The 20,901-nt window shown below is 51.0% G+C and carries 14 protein-coding genes; 1 reads left to right on the top strand and 13 read right to left on the bottom strand.

What is annotated here, in order from left to right; genetic code table 11:
* Window position 1 precedes the first annotated feature (1 nt).
* From H7F31_RS16160 to H7F31_RS16100, 13 genes are all read right to left on the bottom strand, one after another.
* Entirely contained in the window at window positions 2-832 is an 831-nt protein-coding gene (locus tag H7F31_RS16160) for a carbohydrate ABC transporter permease (protein ID WP_187105028.1), read from the bottom strand.
* A 1-nt stretch (window position 833) separates the two neighbouring features.
* Window positions 834-1,715 (bottom strand): carbohydrate ABC transporter permease, encoded by an 882-nt coding sequence (locus H7F31_RS16155; RefSeq protein ID WP_261800523.1) that lies wholly within the window; start codon window positions 1,713-1,715, stop codon window positions 834-836.
* 373 nt (window positions 1,716-2,088) lie between these two features.
* A complete protein-coding gene (locus tag H7F31_RS16150) occupies window positions 2,089-7,362 on the bottom strand; it encodes a DUF4838 domain-containing protein (RefSeq protein WP_187105026.1) in 5,274 nt (1,757 codons plus the stop codon).
* A gap of 99 nt (window positions 7,363-7,461) precedes the next feature.
* Window positions 7,462-9,549, bottom strand: coding sequence for a hypothetical protein (locus H7F31_RS16145; protein ID WP_187105025.1), 2,088 nt, complete (start codon window positions 9,547-9,549; stop codon window positions 7,462-7,464).
* Window positions 9,550-9,561: 12 nt separating this feature from the next.
* Entirely contained in the window at window positions 9,562-10,446 is an 885-nt protein-coding gene (locus H7F31_RS16140; protein ID WP_187105385.1) for a carbohydrate ABC transporter permease, read from the bottom strand.
* 17 nt (window positions 10,447-10,463) lie between these two features.
* Entirely contained in the window at window positions 10,464-11,363 is a 900-nt protein-coding gene (locus H7F31_RS16135) for an ABC transporter permease (protein WP_187105024.1), read from the bottom strand.
* Window positions 11,360-11,740, bottom strand: coding sequence for a sensory rhodopsin transducer (locus tag H7F31_RS16130; protein WP_187105023.1), 381 nt, complete (start codon window positions 11,738-11,740; stop codon window positions 11,360-11,362). Before H7F31_RS16130 ends, H7F31_RS16135 begins: the two co-directional genes overlap by 4 nt.
* 1 nt (window position 11,741) lies before the next feature.
* Entirely contained in the window at window positions 11,742-12,947 is a 1,206-nt protein-coding gene (locus H7F31_RS16125; RefSeq protein ID WP_187105022.1) for a M24 family metallopeptidase, read from the bottom strand.
* Window positions 12,948-13,003: 56 nt separating this feature from the next.
* Window positions 13,004-14,041 carry a phosphotriesterase family protein gene (locus tag H7F31_RS16120; protein WP_261800522.1) on the bottom strand — a complete coding sequence of 346 codons (1,038 nt, stop codon included), beginning with the start codon at window positions 14,039-14,041 and terminating at the stop codon, window positions 13,004-13,006.
* A gap of 91 nt (window positions 14,042-14,132) precedes the next feature.
* The gene (locus H7F31_RS16115) at window positions 14,133-15,809 is read right to left on the bottom strand and encodes an extracellular solute-binding protein (protein WP_187105020.1); all 1,677 of its coding nucleotides are present in this window, start codon (window positions 15,807-15,809) and stop codon (window positions 14,133-14,135) included.
* A 62-nt stretch (window positions 15,810-15,871) separates the two neighbouring features.
* On the bottom strand, window positions 15,872-17,260 hold the full coding sequence (locus H7F31_RS16110; RefSeq protein ID WP_187105019.1) for a response regulator transcription factor: 1,389 nt from the start codon (window positions 17,258-17,260) through the stop codon (window positions 15,872-15,874).
* Between the two features lies 1 nt (window position 17,261).
* A complete protein-coding gene (locus tag H7F31_RS16105; protein WP_187105018.1) occupies window positions 17,262-19,016 on the bottom strand; it encodes a sensor histidine kinase in 1,755 nt (584 codons plus the stop codon).
* 212 nt (window positions 19,017-19,228) lie between these two features.
* Entirely contained in the window at window positions 19,229-19,813 is a 585-nt protein-coding gene (locus tag H7F31_RS16100) for an SGNH/GDSL hydrolase family protein (RefSeq protein WP_187105017.1), read from the bottom strand.
* 276 nt (window positions 19,814-20,089) lie between these two features.
* On the opposite strand from H7F31_RS16100, the gene H7F31_RS16095 reads away from it, so the two are divergent.
* On the top strand, window positions 20,090-20,860 hold the full coding sequence (locus H7F31_RS16095; protein WP_108993462.1) for an IclR family transcriptional regulator: 771 nt from the start codon (window positions 20,090-20,092) through the stop codon (window positions 20,858-20,860).
* Window positions 20,861-20,901 lie beyond the last annotated feature (41 nt).

Here is a 20,901-nt window from a genome sequence, read left to right as displayed (position 1 = left end):
GTTATCCTTTTAATGATCCCGCTGCAATTCCTTTAATAATATATTTTTGCAAAAAGACATAAACGAGCAGCAGTGGAAGCACGGACAACACCATGCCGGGAAATAACAACGCCCAATTGGTCACATGCTCTCCGACAAACATATACAGCTCAATCGTAATGGTACGGTAGCTTTGGTCTTGCAAAAATAACAACGGAACGATAAAGTCGTTCCAGGTATTTAACGAACATAATACGACTACAGTCGCGGTTACCGGCTTAATAATCGGAAATACGGCAAGCCAGAAGGCACGGAACAAGGAACAGCCGTCTATTTTGGCCGCTTCCTCCAGCTCCTTGGGCGACGTTCGCAGAAATCCCGCATACAAAAAAATGGCGAGCGGCAGGTTCAACGCCGTATAAATCAGCATCGCGCCGTAGTAGGTGTTCACCATGCCCATCGAATTAATGAGTTTATACAAAGGAACCATGGCGAGTTGGAACGGCAGCATGATGCCCGCCAAAAAGTACATATAGATGATGGAATACGCCTTCTCGGCGCGTCTGGCAAGCGGATATGCCGCCATGGAGCCCAGCAGTACGAGCAACGTTACGGATCCCGCGGTAATAAGCACGGTATTGCCGAGCACAAGCGGAAATCTCATTTGCAGCCAAGTAGCCGCATAGTTAGAGAAATTTATGGAGCTTGGCAAGGATAGCGGCGATAAAGCCATTTCTTGCGATGATTTAAATGTCATGGAAACGATAAATAACAGAGGATATAATGCAATTAAGGCAAGTATAATCATCTTTATTTCTAAAATCCATATCATTTTTTTATTCGTCGATATCATTTTAATGCACCTCTCTTCGACGCAACAGTAATATTTGCGCTAACGAGATGATAAATACAAAAAAGAACATAACAACGCCCATGGCCGTGCCGTAACCGAAACTGCTTTTCGTAAACGCGGTGGAAAACAGCAGCGTTGTCATCGTTTCCGTTGCGTAGTAGGGGCCGCCCTTGGTCGTGACATAAATAATATCAAACGCCTTAAGCGTGCCGATGCTGGAAAGCACGATATTAATGGTGATGGACGGCGCCAGCAGCGGAAAGGTAATCGACTTGAACTGCTGCCATTTGCCCGCGCCGTCGATATCGGCTGCTTCATATAAGTCTCCCGGAATCGTCTGCAGATTGGCCAAATAGATCACCATCGAATAGCCTGAAAACTGCCATACCGCCATTACCACGATGCTGTATAACGCGAACTGCGGATCGCCGAGCCAGCTTTGCTCCCATCCGGTTAAGCCGACAGTGCGCAAGATCGTATTCAATACGCCGTTTTGCGGCTCATAGATGTACGTCCACGTATAACCAACTACAAGCGGGCTCAATATAGCCGGCACAAAAAACAGCGTTTTCAAAACCTGCTTGCTGCGGATTCTGGAATCCATCGCCAGTGCGAGCGGCACCCCTATCGCATTTTGAATCAATACGACAAACACCGTAAATACCATGGTGTTGCGAATCGCTTTGGCGAATACGCCGTCCTCCATCAAATTAACAAAGTTGCGCAAGCCTACAAAATCCATCGTTTGATACAGGCCGTTCCAATTCGTTAAGCTGTAGAAAAAACTGCCCATCACGGGACCCAATAAAAATGTCGTATACACGATAATGGCAGGTGCAAGGAAACCGGCCAAAATAAAATGTTCCTTGCGACTCATCGTCATCTTCAGCAACTTCTCTCATCCCCCTCCGTATACCTTAATCCTAACGAAAAGGAGTCCCCGATTACATTGCCTAGAATTCATGTTTAATCTCTTTTTTTCGGATGTTTGGGTAGGTGCAAACGAACCAATTAAAAACAGCATCCGCTCGCCGATGGCGAGACGGATGCTGCATTTGCTACAGGTATGATAAATCTAACAGACACCAGCGACGTTATTTGGCCGATTTTAACCTCAACCAAAATCTAACGGACATGAAAAACACTATTGGATCGTAATGGAGCCAATATTCGCGATAATGTTGCCAATAAGGTCGTGTATGTCCGTTCATTTATGTCCGATAGGCAGTGAGTGTCACGGTCAACCGCTCTTACCGTTATGCTTCCGGAAGCTCAGTCAACGACACATCATCCAGCCACATCGCATCCGTTCCGGACACGAAGAAGTAGATCCAGTTATGATCATAGACGGCATTGATGTCGGGCGAATATTCCAGCTCGAGCAGCTGCCATTCGCCGTTCAGCGTGATGTCCGCGTTAGCCGTGACCGGATTGTTGCCACCGCCTGCAAGCATCTCGTGGATAGAAACGCTGGCGGTTCCGGCTGCAAGCCCCTTGACCCAGGCACTCAGCTTGTAGCGCTTGCCGGGTTCGAGCTGGAAATCCTGCAGTGATCTCGCCAAGGCATATTCGCCTCCTTGCCGCTCTATCCGCAAAGAACGTCCGCCGCCGTGCGCGACCTCGTGGTCCCATACTCCCGTCGACGAAAACCATCGGTCCGGGAAGCTGTCCGGCGTAGCTATTTCAAATCCGGGATTATTAAGCAAATTAGCGGCTTCAGGCGTTCCTGGCGACGCCGTCAAATCCACAAGCGCCGCGTCATCGATCCACAGCTTATCGGTTCCGGACATAAAGATGTAGACCCAATAATGTTCATATGTCGCATTGGCCGCAGGCTCATACTCCAATTCCATCGACTGCCACTGATGATTGGCGGCGGCATCCGCATTCGCCACCATGGTCACACCGCCGTCCGCGGCGACTCCATATAGGGACATGCTTATCGAGCCCGCCGATGCGCCTTTAACCCGCGCACTCATCTTATAGCGGTTGCCGGCCTCAAGCTCGATATTTTGGTCGGCGCGGGCAAATACATACGAGGCGCCGTTCAGGTCCAGCCTGAGCGAGTAATTACCGCTGTAATATTCGTCATGATCCCATGCAGCCGATGTTGACATCCAGCCATCCGCGAAACTTCCTTCGTCGCCGCGCTCAAAGCCCGGATTGTCTACCAAATTAGCCTGATTGCCAGGCTGCTCCAGATGGATCGGGTAGAAATCCCCCGGATTCCAGACCATGCCTCCTCCCCAAGTGATAAAACGTTCCTTCCCATGGAAATTACGGAAGAAGAAGCCGTACAACGTGCTGGTTTGCGCCGGATCAACGCCAATGCTGGCGAACGGTATTGCTTGAATCGCATTCCAGCGGTCTGTGCCTACATGGGCCTCGGCGTACCACTCGCCATTGTAGGTCGGGTCCTGAAATGATTTGTATTCGAATTTCACTGCAAGCGGGTTGGAGAAAAAGCCGTAATAGGTGCCATCCCGATTGCCGGTCACATATGTTTCTACCGAGTCATCCGCGCCGCTGCTCCACCATTCGCCCGGCGCGCTTTCGCTGACCACCATGCTTGCGAGATCATCGTCCATATTTTCATAGCCGACGTACAGGTTTTCATCATCCCATAAAAGGTAGACATTGGTTTCTTCCGGCACCTGCTGCTTCGTGCCCATTTCCCTGAAGTCGCTCATCGCTACCGCATCCGCCCAAGGTCCGGATTGAAAATCGGTTGCGTTCATGATTTCGGCTTGGCTGGAGGAAGTTTTAATGGCTTTCGCCGACAAATTCGGCAGTTGCCCTACGGTGAATACCATCGTCTCGAACGTCGATTTGATCGGTGCAATCCGCTGCTTCTCTTCCGCATTCGCCAAATCCCACGCCTCATCCAAAGCAGCTTGAGCGGCATCCGCTATACCCGCTTGGATCACATAACGTCCGATGTATTGGCTTTCGCGCGAATAGACGTTGACGGATTGCTGGTCATAGTTGTAGCCCTGTTTGATCAGATCATAATAAGTTTCCATCGCTTCGGCAGCCGCACCATAAGCCTTGGTCAAAAACTTGTCGGTCAACGCTTCGAGATCGGCATCGGGATTCCAATACAATTGATGGATAAGCCAGTATTGCAAGGCGTTAATCCCCCATACATCCCCGTTGTCCACTTGGCCCTCGGGCATCACGCCGATAATGCCCAGATCGCGATAATATCGCATATCGGCTTGCACCTTGTCGGCGATGGGACGTTCATAAACATGGGTCGCGCAGCAGCCATAGTAGTTATACATCAGAATATTTTCCGTTGCGTCCGCCCAAGCCTCAAGCTTTAGCTTATAGCCGTAGTTGGCGTTGCTTTGATCCGTTGTGTTAAACGGCTCCCTTGCATCCTCCGCGGCAGGTGCCATTACGATAACGATATTGTCTTCCAGCTCCACCTTGGGTGGGGTATCCGTAAAGAAATACGCAAAGGTCGTTACTTTCACATCCGGATGCGTCAGTTTCAAGTCGGCCGCTACTTTATTGAGAAACGTGAAGAAGACCGTCGATTTATAAGCAGGGTCCTCCGGCTGGACGACAAGTCCGTCGGGAGTCGTGAACGGCAAGGTGCTTAGCTCCCCTTGGACAAATACCTGATTATCCATAATGCCTACGCCGACATATTCCAGTGGCTGGACCGCAAGCAGCGCTCGAATCTCGCTGGCGACTACGCCCGGAACATCCGGGTGATAGAAATTGATTTGGGAGTCATTCGACACTGGGACGTATTGCCCGTTAATCTCGTTATAGTACTCGGGATGCGTGGCAAAATATTTGTCATTCGGCAGCCAGGAATCCAGATTATGGCCAAGCAGGAGCGGCGTAATGCCGACGCTGTTATGACGATTCCAATACTGCACATTGCCCATTTCCGCCAACTTGACGTTTAGTTTGTTGCGGGCGAGCATCTTCTCCGTATCCAGATCCGAGTGGAACTCACCGTATTTGCCAGAACCGGTCGTGTGCCAACCGCGCAGCAGGAACGGCGATTTCTCGGCATAATTCACTTTGTTTGCCAGAATGGTGGATTGAGGCTCATACAACATGCCGAAATCAACGGAGCGAGTCCATAGAATATCCGCGTTTTCTTCGAGAAAATCATACACGCCGTTTAATACGCCTCGCGAATCATCGCCAAGGATATAAATACGATTGCCTGCGGCGCGAACGGCGAAACCGTCGGAGCCGGCAACAAAGCTGTAATCGTCCGCGTACTGGCTGGCAAGCTGCGGCTCGGTCTCCGGCGTGGCAAGCACGATCTCCGCTTTGCCTCCGGCATTGCCCGAGGAGATCGTCGTAATCTCCGGAGCCGGTCCTTGCGCGGCGTCCACTTCTATCAGCCTGACCTCATCGATCCACATCGAGTCCGTGCCGGACATGAAGAAATAAACATTATTAAAATTGTATTGGGCAGCCGCGTCGGGAGCGTAGTCCAGCTCCACCAATGTCCATTCCGTCGTTAAAGTACTTTCGGCCCGGGCAGTTACCGGATTGCTGCCGCCGCTGGCATGCCGCTCGTGGATTTCCATATTCATTGTTCCGGCGCCCGTCGCCTTTACCCAAGCGGTCAGCTTGTAGGTTTTGCCCGGCGTCAAATGCAGCTCCTGTTCGCTTCTGGCAAACATATACGGATTGCCATCGAGATCGACCCGCATCGAATGTTCGCCGGATTTTGTTTCCGCGGCATCTCTGGCGCCGGCTGGCGAATGCCAGCCTTGCGGCAGCGTGCCGCTTAACTGCTCGAACCCTGGATTGATCAACAGGTTCGATGCATACTGTACGGCAAGCTCGGCTGTATGGAGTGCCGTGCCGCCCTTGCTTGCTTGCACTTCGACGCTATAACTGCCGTCCGCCAAAGCGGCCGTAATTTCGAACGAACCTCGAATGATCTTTCGTTCATTTGCGCCTACGCTTACCTGTGTCGGCAAGTTAACGGGAATGGCGTTGCCGCCGATTGGCGTCAAGGCTATTGTTTCCGGGCTGGCCTGGTTATTGACGATGTGCACTTCAAGCGGGTAGTGTCCGCTTTTGGTCAACGTTAATTCGCGATTGGCAAACAAGACGCTTACCGTCGCCGACAAATCCCGTTTGAAGATCGGCAGCTCGGCTCCGCTGACCCGTTTAATCGTCTCCTGCAATTCCTGCGCCGCGTAAAGCATCATGTCATCCGCTTCCGCGCCGATTGCAATATCCGCGTTCGCTGTCCCTGCGCTGACGATTGCCGGGATCGTATCGGGATCCGGAGGAGTCGTTCCCCCGTTTCCGTTGCCGGAATTGGATACGACCGTTGTTTTTTTGCGTGTATCGCCGGCAACAAGCTCGTCTTCGATCGTAGCCGTGCTGTCGGCGGCAAATTCAACTTCGACAGGCCATTTTTCCAATTTCGCGCCACTAACCAGGAAGAGAGCCGATGCGATGGTTCCCTCGCCGGTCACAATCGCCGGAGCTTGAATGATCAGCTTGCCTATCTTGGCCGATGCTGCCAGCTGTACATTCCCGCCCGCATTTGTTTGCAACTCCTTAATCTCAGTACCCTCGCCGACTAGAATGTTGATTTGCCCATTCCATTTGTCGGCTCTGACCGGTCCTGCCAAAGTCGAATTCAATAACGTGATGCCAGGGTCGCCCCCGCCAAGTATATACGTCGAACCCAATACAGTGACGCCTTCAAGCGTGACTTCGCCGTCATTGACCCCCTGCGTAATATACAAATCCCCGGCTATTGTCAGCTGGCTTAATTTCACCCCTGAGCGATTGATGACCAGGTTTCCGGCCACGTCGGACGAATAAGTCCCCGGCTGCTGGATTAACGTTCCCATCACATTTTGAATCATTTGCACGACTTCGGCGCGAGTCGTGGATTTCCGCGGCTGAAACAGATTTCCTCCATTCCCCCGCACGTATTGCTGCGCTTGCAAAGCAGCCACTGCCGCTACCGCATAATCCGCTATGCTCTCGCGATCCTCGAAGGTTGGAACTGTTTTACCATCCGCGCTTACGTGAAAAGCGCGGGCCATAATAACCGCGGCATCCTGGCGGGATATCGCGTTGCCGGGAGAGAATTTGCCGTTGCCCGTCCCTTGGACAATTCCGAATGCGTCCAATTTGGCCACGTCCCGCGCATACCAGGCATTTTCCGCTACATCGGAAAATGAATGCCCCTTGCCGGATGTATCGGGAAAATAAAAGACGCGATTGATAAAAGCCGCAAATTCGGCTCGCGTGACGGGACTGTCCGGACGATACGTTTGATCGCCAAAGCCATTTAATAAAGCGCTTTCAATCCATGACTCCATAACCTCCTTCGCCCAATGCTGCGAGATATCGGAGGTTGGTTGCCCAGCTTGCGCGTTTTGTACGGCTTGCTCAGCTTTCACTGCTTGCACGGCTTGCACCGATTCGTCTGCCGCTCCAGCCAACTGCGACGGCAGCAACATAAGCAGCATGCAGACAATTAAAACGATTGATATCCAACGATTGCGCTTGTCCCCATTCATCGTACCCGCTCCTTTATTGATCATGTTTTTTCACTTCAGCCCCTTGTTTCCTCGTGATGTTATGGCCGCATTCATCACCTCCTCCCTTGAACGGCTATTCTAGAGGGTAACGTCTACAATGACCGCTCCTCTTCCCGGTACATACAGACTAAATGCCGAACCTCGCGGCTTAACGGGAACGCCGGGAAATTCCGTCAACACTTCAATCCGCTGAATAGGCTTTCCCATATCTACATGCGCAGATTTATAATTGATATGCGTATTGGTAAGCAGAAGCCGTTGGCGGTTAACAGCTGCCTCAATAGCGGCAACGCCAATAAAAGCTTCGTTCTTGCACACTTTGGGCGCTTTAGCGACTGCAATTATTTCTGACGCTGCCCGGGCAAGAAACGACTCCGATACCGGACGGTAGTCCAAGCTCTTGGTCCAGGCGATCGCATCGACAACCGGCGGCGGTCCCGATGTCCAATCCTGCGCTTCCGGATGATGTTCTTCCATAAAGTAAATGCTGCCGGTATCCATGCCAACAGGACGAACGACGCAAATCTGCTTGCCCGCGTCATGCCCTTCATGAATATCGAATTGCCTTAACGCCCCGGCGACGCGCTCCGTCAGGCGACCGATCAGAATAGCCGCCCCGCCTCGATAAGCGAGTACGGTTTGCAGTTCCCTTTCGGGCAGCAAATGCAAATTCGTAACGAGAATCGGACCATCGAAGACCGGTACACTTGCGATGCCGATGGCTGAATGCACCGGCGCGCCGCGAGACAGGAGCTCATTCGCATACTTATGCGCAGGCCATGTCCGCAGCTCCGCATACTCCTGCAAGGAAGCTTGCAGCATGGCGTCCGACCAGACCAAAGCGGCTCCCACGATACGCTGCGGCCGCGCTGCGAAACCCAAATTCCAGCGGGCGGTAATCCACTTCCAGCCTTCCCGGTTGATGCCGTCCCCGAGACAAGCCATAAAGCCCGCCGCGCATCGTGCCGGTTCGCCGTTCGCGATGACATACATGCTCGTTAACGTATGGATATCCCGCTCCAGCACGGTTGGCGCATGGCTGATCGCATCCCACTGCTCGTGGGTATCCGCCAGCGCATTCAGGCAAATCAGCTTCGTATGGGGTACATACGCTTTGATCATCAGCAGCATGGACATAAACTCGGTACCCGGTTCATATTCGGTTTCGCCGGCCCCCGCCGACAGCGATGCGCCCACGGTCTCGACGATAAAGCCGTCAATCCCCGTTTCCGCGAGCATCTTGTAATCGACGCCGTAACGATACAGAGCTTCGAACGGTTCTCTCGTCCACGCCGTATTCACGAACGCCTTTCTCCCGGCTTGACGTATCCCTGCCATAATTTTGCGCCAAAGCTGAGCCCACCTGCTGCCATGGAATTCGATCCATTGCAACCGCTGGTTGCTCCAGATCCAGTCCGCGCGCCGTTCCATGGCGCCGGGGTCGCGATCGCAGGCGGCCGTCAAATCGCCGGGCAGCGCCGCGCCGCTCCATTGGAGAAACTGCCCGACCATATCATCTGAATAGTCGGTTTCCGCGAGAGTCAGCCTGGGGCTGGTATAACCGTCCGCGCCATGATAGCCATCGAATCCGTAGTCTTCCAGCACCTGCATTAATTCAGGAACAAACCGATCCTCGTAAAAGCTGCCGTCCTTCATGCGCCTCAGCGGATTAATGCCCGGGAAAGGCTCGCCCGTCTTGCGCATTTCGTACAGCTCGGGATGGTCGGCGCACCAAACGCTTTTGGCCAGCTCCTCGCTTCCGTCCTCGCCGTCGAACTGAAAAATATCAAAAAACGCGCAGTATACCTCGATCCCATGCTTCTGTAGCTCTTGCACGAGACCCCTCAGTTCATAATTGGTCCATTGCTGCCGGGCCCTGTCCCTGCTATAAGGACGCGCGCCATAGGAGCAAATCTCCATCGGCAGTCGCCACTCCGCCTCCATCCCCTTATGCGCATGGACAAAATCAGGCGTGTAGAACAACAGGGAGACGCTATCCGGTATAAATCCCGTCCTGTCCAGATAGGCCTGAACGGCATAATCCGGCTGCCCGTTGTCAAACCCGATGAGCTCGATCCAAACCCAGCGCTCATAAGGAACTGCACCGGCACCGCCGGTCTCACTGCTGCTTGCATGCGTCTTGCTCACTCCACTCACTCCGCTCATTCTGCTCATCCCTTATCCCTTCACACTGCCAAGTACAATGCCTTTGACAAAAAACCTCTGAAGAAACGGATACACGATCAAAATCGGCAGCGCGCCGAGAAAAATTTGGGCAGAACGGGTCGTCCGCTCGGATATTTCCAAGATGCCGCTCAAATGATTGGGATCCGTCTTCATCGGGTTGCTATTAATAACCATTAACTGCAAATAAGTAGACAGAGGATAGTTCTCTGGAAAGTTCATATAGATCAAACCGTCAAACCAGCTATTCCAATGAAAAACCATCGTAAACAGGGCGACGGTCGCCAGAACCGGCATGGACATCGGCAGAATCATTTTGCACAATACCGTCCAATGACCGGCTCCGTCCATAAACGCCGATTCTTCCACTTCCTTGGGCAAACCCCGAAAAAAATTCAGCAGCAAGATGACGTTAAATACGGAAACCGCGCTAGGAATGACCAACGCCCAGATCGTATCGATCAACCCGGTTTGGCTGACTGCCATATAAGTCGGAATCAGCCCGCCGCTAAACAAAATCGTAAACACGAAAAACCAGGCGTACACGCTGCGTCCCTTTAAATCTTTCTGCTCCTTGGACAACGGATAGGCTGACAATACGGCCAGGCTCATACTGATCAGAAAGCCGAGTCCGAATCGCTGCAGCGTCACCAGAAAAGAAGCGATAAACTCTTTTTTTTGCATAATGTATGCATAAGAGGATAACGTGAAATCGACCGGAAGCAATTGGACTAAGCCGGCCGATGCCGCCGCGCTGGAGCTGAACGAAATGGATAACACTTGCACTAAAGGAAGCAGGCATAGCAGCGAAAGCGAGATGAGGAAGAGATAGTTTCCCACAACAAACGCTTTTCTTGCGAAAGAAGCTTGGTGCAGCATCACGTTTCTTCCCTTCATCAAAAAATTCTGTAGTTGACGAGCCGGTAAGCCAGAAAATACGACAACGCGATCAAAACGAACGATACGACCGACTTGAACAGGCCGATTGCCGTGGCTACCCCGAACTGGGCATCCAGCAGCCCGATCCGATAGATCAGCGTGTCGAGGATATCTCCGCTCTGATAGACGCTCGGACTATACAGATTAAACACTTGATCGAAGCCGGCGTTCAGCACGTTGCCGAGACTTAGCGTTGCCATAAGGACGATAATCGGGACCATGCCTGGAAGCGTGACATGCCACATTTGACGCATGTGGTTCGCTCCGTCGACAATGGCCGCTTCGTACAAGGCGGGATTAATTCCGGTTATCGCCGCGAGAAAGACGATGGTGCTGAAGCCGAACTCCTTCCATACATCCGAAACAATCAGAACGGACGGAAACCAATTGTTGCTCCCCAGGAAAAAGACGGTGTCCAATCCCAATGCCTGCATCAGTTGGTTCACGATCCCCTCCGAAGGAGATAGAACATCAACCAGTATCCCGCCAAGAATGACCCAGGACATAAAATGCGGCAAATAAATCAATGTCTGCACTCCGCGTTTGATAAACATGATTTTTAATTCATTGAGCAGGATGGCAATGATTATCGGGACGATCATGCCCAGCACGATTTTCATCGATGCGATAAAAACCGTATTATAAAGAACCTGCCAAATATCGGGCATCTTTAAAACATAACGAAAATTGCCGAAACCGATCCAATCCGATCCGAACAGCCCTTTGATCGGAATAAATTTTTGAAAGGCGATTCCGATCCCCGCCATCGGATAGTAGCAGAACACAAGCAATACAAGGATGCCCGGAATCAGCATCAGATGGAGAGGAACCTGCTGCTTCAGCTTCTGCATGCTCATGCTTCCGCATATCCCATCATGCCGATATAGGCGAGGTTCGGCTGGGCAATGTCCATCCGGCCGTATTGAATGACGACTTCTATATTGCTTCTGAAGCGCAGCGAATATTGGAGCTGCCGATCCAGGCGGATGCCGCCGATATCCTGCGGGCGGTCCATGCGCAGGCATTTCACCCGTTTCGCAGGCACTAGAATCGGAATCCCCTCATCCGGATCGCGGTCTTCGTAATAAATATCCATGGACACTTCGGCGGCTTCATCCTGACAGTTCAGAATCATGACGGCTTCATGGCCCTCGAAGGGCTCGCCTTCCACTTTGCCCGCATAGGGCAAATAGCCGTCTACGATATACCAGTTTTTTGCTCCCTGTTTGCTCATGTCAGCCTCCCATTGCTGTTGAGATGATCCGTTGTTCTTTCCACGTTTTGCTCAGATGCCGGACAAGCGGCGACATCGATTCGTAGCCATCCTCCGTCACGAGAAGACTTTCCTCGATGCGGTTGGAGCCATGCGGATGCCCGAACAGGCTGACATCCGTGTTGACGGTCATCCCGGCTTCGAATAGCGCCTCGGCATGTTCGTCCGGATACGGCGATTCCGCTTCCGCCAGGCCGCAGCCATGCATCGGCGGGTACAGGTCATATGGCGTCACCCCTTGTTCCCGGAAGTAGTCTTTGACGGCCCGGACGACCGCGCCTTGCTTCTCTCCGGCCTTGATCTTGGACAGAGCAATATCTTCCGCTTCAACAAGAATGTCGATAAAGGCCTTCTGTTCCTCGCTGATCGTGCCGGCGACAAAGGGGAAGTTCAGCGTCGCGACATAACCCTCGACCTGAACGGCGATGGCTGCCATAATCATATCCCCGTCTTCGATCACCTTGCGCGATGCCCGTCCGATAATCGTGTTGACGCGTTCTCCGCTCGTCAGCAAGCAGAACGGGATGCTCTCCGCCCCTTGACGGGTACATTCTCCGTAAGCGAGCGCGGCTAGCTCCAGTTCGGTCATGCCTGGCCGCACCTGATCGATCATCAGCCGATAGCCGGCATCGGCAATGCGCGCCGCCTCTTGCAGGCAAGCCACTTCATGAGGCGATTTGGCCATCCGCAGCCGGAACAGCAAGTCTGACGCATCAACGATTTCAATCCCGTCGAAGCCGCGCTCGATCGCTTGCATAAGCGGGACCGGTATCGCATCAAGCCCGACTATGCCCAACCTTCGCAATGCCGTACCGGCTTGAAGCTCCTTGTTGATCGCGGCCAGGCTGGTATAATTCGCATGCGGATATTCAATCTGATCCGGCACCGTGACGCAGTTGAATTCGGGCAACAGCCGCACATCCGGCCAAGCGCTCATCTCGCGGCAGAACATCTCTCCCTCGGGCGCCGCGATAATAAACGGCTCGCCTTCGAGCGGCACAATCGCCGCCCCGCGCTCGAACAGCGGCCAGTAGTTGCCGACGTAACGCAAGTTTTCTTTTCTGTACTCATCCCCGTAAACGAGGCAGGCCTGCAAGCCTTGCTCGCGCATTAATGCCCGCAGCCTTTCGACTCTTTGCGCATATTCTTCTTGTGGTATGACTGCCATATTTTCAATATCCTCCTTCTTGCATTTCAGTTTAGTCGCCCTTCGAATGAACGATATTAAGACTCCCCATTATCCATAAATATCGCAGGATTATGGCACATCAGCGTCTCGATCTGCCGGGGGGTTATGCCCGCATCTTCCATCATCGGAATAATATTGGTCAGCATATGGTCGAAGCCCCAGCCGCCGTAACGATGCAGGCAAGTTTTCAGGCAAACGTCGGTTGAAACAAGGATTTGCGACAGGAAACCCCAATCGATCAATTGCTTGATCGCCTTGACCCGCTCGATATCCCGGGCGAATAAGCCGCGCAGGACGCTGCGGTCCCTTTTGTCGGCATAAAACTCTTTGCCAAAATTATCGAATTCTACATATACGCCAAGGTTCAGCAAATCTTTGATATAGGGCATTCGGATATCGACATCGATATGGTTGATGCATATTTTTTCGGCTGCGGCTCCATGTTTGGTTAATAGATCCACGATTTCGTAGCCGTTTTCCGTGTACAGATCGGTATGCACATGCAAGCCGAGTCCCGTTTCCTTCTGGGCAATAGCGGCGGCAATAAGCGCTTTTCGTTCATTCGGATAGATGATTTCGCTCGTTCCGATTTCTCCGATGACCCCTGCTTTAATGGCGGTTCCGTCTATTCCGACGGTAATTTCCCGCAGCAGCTCTTCCGTTATGCTTTCGACCGTTTTGTCATCCATATCCGGCGGATGCGATCCCCGCACATAGTAGCCGCAGCCTGCGATTATGTGCAAATCCAATTCTCTGGCCAATCCTGCCAATAGAACCGGATCTCTCCCGATATCGCGCAGGGTAAGGTCGACGAACGTCTTCCCTCCCGCTTTCTTGAACTGCAACAGCTCGTCGCGAACGACGTCTTCTTCGTCAATCACCGCATTATCCAGCACGGCATACGGATTGCGCATCAGCTTTCCGAGATTGCGCAGCTCTACTTGTTCCCCGGCCAGCTTCTGCTGGGCGATGCCGACGGGCGCCGGCACCAATCGCCTCAGATCAATGAAGGCATGCTCATGGGGCAAAACCCATCCGAGAGCATCCTTGCCCACCTTTCCCGTTACCGTCATAATAGACAATTAATTCATCTCCTAGCGTAGGATTCTCTGGAGAAACAGGCGGATACGCGCCTGCCCCCCGAGTCTCCATCCCATCTGTTCCTTACTTGCTGGCCTTCCAATTAGCGACTTCCGAAGTAATCGTCTCCCCGCCAAGATTTTTCCAATTGACGACGAATTCATCGAAGGCGTCGATAGAGGATTCGCCCATTACGATTTTCGTGAACGTTTCCAACTCCATTTTCAACAAGGTCGCTTCTTTCTCCACCATGGTCTGCGTCGGTCCCGAAATAAAGGACGTCATCTTAAATTGATCCTTCGTATGGTAGTCGTACAAGACGGTAATCGCGTCAAAAAATCTCGTAAAGCCCCACCCGTTCAAATCGCCATTATTGAAATCATTAATCCCTTTGTAGAAATTCGCCTGCCCCGGATTGCTGGTCAAATTAAGCAGCGACTCGTCTTGTTGCTCCACTGCTTTGGAAACATGTTCGTAGGTCTCTACATTCTGAATCGGATTAGCCGCTTGCAACAACGCGTATTGCCATTTCTCCACATCGCCGTTCATGTTCATATCCGTTAGCGGATACTTCTCCCGGTCCCAGTCGTGGCTAGCCGCGTTAAGCAGCTTGACCGCCGCTTCGGGATTTTTCATGCCTTTGCGCACCACATAATACTGATCTATATTGTATTCCGTTTGCGGCCGGGCAGCTTTATCGTCGATGGAAGGCAAGTGAAACGGTTTCCATTCCATCTCGGGATCAAGCGTCTTGCCATCCAAGAACAACAGCGGAGACCAATCGGCTCCGTAGAACATGCCTAACTTTCCTGCATTTACGGTTTGAATGAATTTTTCTTTATCCTTGACGCCGAACTCGCGGTCGATATAGCCATTGGCGTACATCTCTTGCAGCTTGGCAAGCGCCTGCTTCATTTCCGGCTGGATGCTGCCGTAGACAAGCTGTCCGGATTCATCCTCCACCCAGCTTTTCGGATAGGCATGATAGCCATTAAAGAACCCCTCTAGCCCTGGCTCCAGACCATAAAAATCTTTGGCCGCCCCCAGCCCGTGCGTATCGTTTTTGTCGTTGCCATCCGGGTCCTGAGTGACGAACGCTTCCGCGATTTTGAACACGTCGTCCATCGTTTTCGGTTCAGGCAAACCCACCTTTTCCAGCCAGTCCGTACGTACCCACAGGAGCGGCGCGGTATCAAATGAGCCGGGGTTCACCGGCAGCCCCAGCAGCTTCCCGTCGAAGGTCGCCGATTCGATCCCGAGCCCGCCGTCTTTCATAAGCAGCTCTTTCATTTTCGGCGTCCCGTAATTTTCCAATGCTTCGGTCAAATCCTCTAACTGCCCGGCTTCCACCAATTGATTGAATTGAATGCCGTTGACCGGCATAATGTCCGCCAGTTTGTTGGAAGCCATCGCGATGTTGAATTTTTGGTCGTACTGGGACGGATCGGACACCCACAAATATTTGATTTTAATGCCAAACTCCTCTTCATACAGCTTTGTCCATGCATTATTCTCGATGGTTTCTCCGTTTTCGAACTTCAAATTGGAATTTACCGTTCGGATGGCAGTCACTTCAATTGGAGGATCGATCTTGCCAAGCGGTTCCATGCTCACGGCTTCTCCCGCTCCGCCGTTCCCCGCGACTTCGGTGTTCTCAGGCTTCGTACTGTTTCCATTGCCTTGATTGGTACAGGCCGCGGTCAACACGAGCACGCTAACTAATGTGGATCGCAGTAATAAATTTGCCGTCTTGCCTTTCATATCCCAGCCCCCTGTTCCTATTTGCTTGCATCTCCAATTATAAAATACGCCTCTCCACCGTTCTATCGACGATCCTTGTCTTTCTTGACCTTTGTTGCCTTCTTGAATTCCTTCTCCATGATCGAGCGCTCCCGATACTCTTGCGGGGTCATCCCGTTGAGCCGCTTGAACGAACGGTTGAACTGGGACGCCCCTTCATAACCTGCCGTTGTGGCAATCTCCTGAATCTTCATCCCGGTTTCCTCCAATAGCATCCTCGCCTTCTTCATCCGTTCCTGCGTAATAAAGTCCGATAACATCATGCCGGTCGTCCGCCTGTACAATCGGGACAGGTAGGTAGGGCTATGATGGACCAAGGTGGCCAGCGCGGTTAAACTTAAATCCCCGCCCAGATGGGCTGTGACATAATGCTGTATAAACAGTATGAGCTGCTCGGCATGCTCCCCGTCGGCCGGTTCGTAGGCCGAAGACGGTTTGTCCGAATCCTGGATCAGCATTTCCTGCCCGTTGCCTGCATACCGGCCCAGCAAATCCGTCAATGCTTTCATTCGGGACCCGATTTGTTCCCAGCCGTATGGCTCTCGCGCGATAACAAAAGATACGGGATGCTTTAACAGCTTCGTACAGGTTTGCTGGACGGTTTCCATAATCGAATAAACTCTTGTTTTCAAATGCTGCCACGCACGCTGCTCCTGCCCGTCATCTTCCTCTGCCCCGGCCATCCATGCTCCAGGTTGAATAAACCATACGATTTTATAAGCTTCCAGGGTAAAGGAGAGTTGAATGCAAGTCGGCATTAAATATTCGGCGGCAATATTTTGACAGGCGTAAAGAAGCAGCGTTCTCTCGGATTCGCTCATTCCTTCTTCCCAGCCGTCCATGCTTCCTACAACAAGGAACACGGGCTTGTCCGGCAAAATAGGCATATCGGATTCGGCAAACTTCCTCGCGCGTACTTTGGGAGCAGGAACGGGTTCCGCTATCATTTCCAGCAAGGTGTTTTTTTGCAACGCAGGGATCGCCAGCTGCAGCTTTGTTTTTGCATGCAAATCCTGATTCATCTGTTCCTCAAGCTTGTCCAATTCGGCAAAGGCTTTCTCGACCGCCTCGAGCAACACATGGTCATCTTCGTTTTTGAGCACATAGTCGACTACCCCTCCCATGCGAATGGCCTTGCGGGCATAGTCGAATTCGTTGAAACCCGTAAGAAAAATCACTTTGCACATGGGCCAGCTGTGTATAATCCGCTCATGCAATTCAATGCCGCTCATGCCGGGCATTCGAATATCCGAAATAACAACATCGATGCGATTATGGGACAAGCAGTCTAGCGCTTCATAAACATTAAATGCGCGGTAAGACTCCAGCTCCCTCTGCGAACCTTCGGCGAGCAACTGAAAGATATTGTTTACAATAAACGGCTCATCATCGACGATCAGTATACGGTACATATTAGTCTCCTTTGTGAGTGGGATCGGCGGGGATATAGATTCGGACAATAAGCCCCTTCTCTTCTCCAGGCGACACTTCCAGCCCGCCGCGATCGCCGTATCGCAGCTTCAAGCGACGCTGGATATTAACGAGCCCGGTCGTTTCTCCTTCTTCCAGGCCCTCCAACTGGCGGGATAGCAGCTCGAATTCCGTCTCTGTCATGCCGGCTCCGTTATCCTGAACGAAAAACCACAGTTGACCGGCCTCATGCCGGAACCAGATTTGCAAACGCCCGCCCGCAATCGTGTCGCCAAGCCCATGTTCGTAAACGTTCTCGACCAACGGCTGCAGGATTAAGCGCGGGACCTTTATGTCTTCGCAATCCGGAGGCAAGTCGCCGAACGCGACTTCGATTCGATTCGAAAAACGCACATTTTGAATCTCTACATAGGAACGAACGTGGTTCACTTCATCCTTAAGCGCAACTTCTTCCAAGCCGTTTCTCGTAATGAATTGAAAATAATCGCCCAAGTTTTTGGAGACCAATTCGGCCGTTTGATTGTCGCTATGTTTGATCAACCGATGCAAAATATAAAAGCTATTGTACAGAAAATGCGGCGTAATCTGCATCTGCAATTGCTTGAGCTCCGATTGCTGAAGTCTGATCTTCTGTACATAAAGCTCATCGATCAACGTTCGCAGCCGCTTGACTGCATGATCAAAGCGATTAAACAAGTAACCGAACTCATCCGCGCGCAAGGGCATCTGGATTGTATTTAAATTGCCTTCCTCGACGCTTCTAAACCGGCGAACCAGCATTTGCAACGGTCGTTGAATCAAAAGATAGATACCATACGAGAACAGGACAACGATAATCAGGGAACTGCCTACAAGCAGCCAAAACCAGGTACCGTAAGTTTTAAGCTGGCCGACTAACAGATTCTCGGGAAAATAAAATACCAGAGTCGCATCGAGAAAAGCGGAGGAATCAATAACAACCACATAATTTTCTTTGCCGACCTTCACTTGCTCCGTCGAAAAGGACAGCCCTTCGCGCTGTTCTACATAGGCCCTCACCGTTTCAATCGCTTCCGGATAATGTTCATTAGAAAGACTCCAGTGCGAGTTAAAAAGCAAGGCTCCCCCTTCTTGAGGGAAAGACGCCAACGCGCCTGCCAATGCTTCTTGCGATAATTCAATATTGTGAATAAACGCCGGCGGCTTCCAATCGTTATCCTTGTTCAACAAAAAGGTGGGATAAGTTAAATTTAGATGCAGTCGATGATCCCAAGCGGTTATAGGGACGCCGTTGGTATAGGTAGCAAGCGCTACCGCCTCCATCTCTTCCTTGATGCCCGGTTGGTCCATCAGGTGAGAAGTGGATACGACGCCCCCCATCGAATCGATGTATACGGTAATATCCTTGATGTAGCTGCTAGAGTCCTTGAGGGCAACAAGCTTGTCCGTCAAATCATTAATCGCTTTGCTACGCTGATAAGCGGACAGAATGGAACTGGCACTGCTCAGCTTCAGCAGATCTTCATCATTTACGAAAGTTTGCTGTGCCCGGATAACACGTTCCAGCTCCTTCTCCAGATTGGCGAAATAATAATGAATCGTTGTCGAGATCGAATGCGAGATTTGGCTTTTCACCTCTCGTTTGCCAAGCTCGTTTAACACGAGGCTTAATGTAAACAAAGGCAAGACGATAATCATAAATGTAACAATAATTTTGGTAAAAATAGGTATGTTATCAAATTTAAGCTTTGACCACACTTTATCAACTCCCCGATTTATATATACCTCATATTTTAACTTGAATGACTGCAGTATCACCTCATAAAAATTAAAAAAAGTGTCCTTGTCTTTGGCCACAAAGACAAGGGCACTTTGCCTCCTTTTAGCACCCGGTTCGGTAAAATACAAATCGTACTTACGATTGTACCGCACCGGACGCGATTTTGAAGTCCATTCGACTGATGCCCCCTCTACAGCTTCTCCAGAATCAGTTTTGCTGCTTGCTCGGCGCATAACCTATAACCTTCTTCGGTGAGGTGAAGGCCATCTTCGCACTTGTAATAGTTTTTATCTTGCAGCATTAGCGCATATAAATCGTTGACCGTTATGCTTTCTTCGGCCGCCACCCGTTTAGCCGTTTCATTATAATGGACAACCCAATCATTGTTGAATTGGATATGTACGGCTGTCCCTGTGTTATCCAGCGAATAGCCGCTACTGAGCACAGGAGTGGTTGTCGCGAATATAATCGCCGCGCCATTGCTGCGAATTTCGCCAATAATTCTTTTTAAAAAATGAATATATTCATCGATTGGATGCATCGCTTTCGTCATGGGCGCTTCGATGTTCATATCCCAATAACCGTTATTCCAGTGGACCACATCAAATTTGCCATGTTTTCTAAAAAGCTGGTTGGCCTGCCAGAGCGTATACGCCGCAAAACGGCCATTGTCTTTATCGTCGTAAAAAACCTCGCATTTATCTTTCAAAAGATCCCTGACATATTCGTCATATCCCATACGAATGGAATCACCTAATAAAAGAACCTTTTTCATCGAACTTTCCTCCGCATCTAGCTGACCTGCAAGGTCAACGCGATTATTCTAACTCTTATTCAGTGTACTCTCGGTCATATGAATATTATTTATCAAAAAGACCATGAATCGTGTCAAAAAGTCCACTGTTTGGCATGTAGAGACGCTTGCGGAAAACTCGCCTTACCGCCTGTATTCGAAGTAATTAGGCATATCGACATTTCGCGGCAAATAAGGTAGAATCATATTAGGTTTCATATTTATGAAATCTTTTCTATGAAGGGTGGAGTTGGAAATATGAGTCAACAAGCACCAAAGGTTAAATCAGCAGATCGTGTGCTTGACATACTTGAGCTTTTTACAGGTGAACAGGAATCTTATAATCTGACCGAAATCGCCAAAAGCTTGAATATGCCGCCAAGCAGCACGTATCTCATTCTTCAAAATATGTTAAACAGAGGGTATCTGGAGACGGATCGGTCGAAAAAACAGTTCCGCATCGGCTACAAGCTGTTTACCATTCGATCCGGCTACATGCGAAATACGAGCTTAACCGGAGAGTACTATCAGATCGCGGAACGAATTATCGATGATGTAAACGAAACCGTCAGCTTGGCCATTCGGGTGGGAAATCAAATTCAATACATTGGCGAGAAAGTAAGCTCGCATGCGCTTCGTTTTAATCATAGCTTGGGAACAACATTGCCTCTCCATGCTACGGCATCCGGAAAAATTATACTTGCCGATCTGTCCATGGAGGAGCTGCGGGACTTGTATCCGACCGATCAACTAGAAAAGGTTACGGACAAGACGATCTCCACCTTTCCCGACCTCTTGAAGGAGCTTGAGAAGGTAAGAACTCAGGGGTTCGGCTATAACATGGGGGAAACGGTCGACGGCGTACATTGCATTGCAGGCGCCGTCTTGGATGCAGAAGGCAAGGTGGCTGCTTCCATCAGCATCTCTATACCAGTCGTTCGTATTACCGGCGAGCTGTGGGGCAGGGTACATGATTGGATCAAACGATCCTGCGAAGAACTAAGCAGCAAGGTCTATCAGCAGCACTAACGTCAATAGTACAGCAAAAAGCCGTCAGGGGCAGCCTGACG

Origin of the sequence: Paenibacillus sp. PAMC21692, assembly GCF_014303795.1 — a bacterium.
Lineage (GTDB): Bacteria > Bacillota > Bacilli > Paenibacillales > Paenibacillaceae > Pristimantibacillus > Pristimantibacillus agaridevorans.
The sequence above is the reverse complement of the archived record's forward strand: the minus strand, read 5'-3'. Positions and strand labels throughout refer to the sequence as shown.

Bases quoted from the DNA above. Each gene is read 5' to 3' on its own strand.
- H7F31_RS16160 (WP_187105028.1), bottom strand. From the start codon at position 832: ATGATATCGACGAATAAAAAAATGATATGGATTTTAGAAATAAAGATG.
- H7F31_RS16155 (WP_261800523.1), bottom strand. From the start codon at position 1,715: ATGACGATGAGTCGCAAGGAACATTTTATTTTGGCCGGTTTCCTTGCA.
- H7F31_RS16150 (WP_187105026.1), bottom strand. From the start codon at position 7,362: ATGAATGGGGACAAGCGCAATCGTTGGATATCAATCGTTTTAATTGTC.
- H7F31_RS16145 (WP_187105025.1), bottom strand. From the start codon at position 9,549: ATGAGCGGAGTGAGTGGAGTGAGCAAGACGCATGCAAGCAGCAGTGAG.
- H7F31_RS16140 (WP_187105385.1), bottom strand. From the start codon at position 10,446: ATGCTGCACCAAGCTTCTTTCGCAAGAAAAGCGTTTGTTGTGGGAAAC.
- H7F31_RS16135 (WP_187105024.1), bottom strand. From the start codon at position 11,363: ATGAGCATGCAGAAGCTGAAGCAGCAGGTTCCTCTCCATCTGATGCTG.
- H7F31_RS16130 (WP_187105023.1), bottom strand. From the start codon at position 11,740: ATGAGCAAACAGGGAGCAAAAAACTGGTATATCGTAGACGGCTATTTG.
- H7F31_RS16125 (WP_187105022.1), bottom strand. From the start codon at position 12,947: ATGGCAGTCATACCACAAGAAGAATATGCGCAAAGAGTCGAAAGGCTG.
- H7F31_RS16120 (WP_261800522.1), bottom strand. From the start codon at position 14,041: ATGACGGTAACGGGAAAGGTGGGCAAGGATGCTCTCGGATGGGTTTTG.
- H7F31_RS16115 (WP_187105020.1), bottom strand. From the start codon at position 15,809: ATGAAAGGCAAGACGGCAAATTTATTACTGCGATCCACATTAGTTAGC.
- H7F31_RS16110 (WP_187105019.1), bottom strand. From the start codon at position 17,260: ATGTACCGTATACTGATCGTCGATGATGAGCCGTTTATTGTAAACAAT.
- H7F31_RS16100 (WP_187105017.1), bottom strand. From the start codon at position 19,813: ATGAAAAAGGTTCTTTTATTAGGTGATTCCATTCGTATGGGATATGAC.
- H7F31_RS16095 (WP_108993462.1), top strand. From the start codon at position 20,090: ATGAGTCAACAAGCACCAAAGGTTAAATCAGCAGATCGTGTGCTTGAC.